This is a genomic window from Dellaglioa sp. CoH-57-MRSF-21 (assembly GCF_056781915.1).
This window is the reverse complement of record NZ_JBXAXU010000099.1, coordinates 1-375: the sequence shown is the minus strand read 5'-3', so window position 1 is coordinate 375 and position 375 is coordinate 1. Positions and strand designations below refer to the sequence as shown.

1 protein-coding gene is annotated in these 375 nt (G+C 54.1%); it reads right to left on the bottom strand.

Annotated elements, in window-relative coordinates; all coding sequences use genetic code 11:
* On the bottom strand, positions 1 to 330 hold a 330-nt coding region (locus AC1RPQ_RS08125), incomplete at its 3' end, for a hypothetical protein (RefSeq protein WP_481762281.1).
* Positions 331 to 375 lie beyond the last annotated feature (45 nt).

The following is a 375-nucleotide window of genomic DNA, read 5'->3' as shown; positions in this document are numbered from 1 at the left end:
GTGTGGTACACGCATCGAGAAGCCATCCACGTGCCACACATCGTCGCTCACACTCTTCATGGGGCCGCAGCGAACCGTTACATACACGTACGGATGGTTGACCCCGAGTTTGCGCTGTTCAGCATCGGCACGGATCACCATCGGCTCGATCCACTTCAGCTCGTTCGGGACCACATAGCCCTCGGTCTTGGGGCCACGAATCATCATGCGCAGAATGTACTGATCATGTGGCACAAGAGAACCGTCCACCGGATATGAATTCAGCTCTTGGTTCGCTTTTGCGTAAATCCCCAAATCAACCAGCTTCCGTGCGCGTTCCTCGATGTACATTTACTGCTCCTGTATGTTAGACGCACGCATCATACACGTTACGCC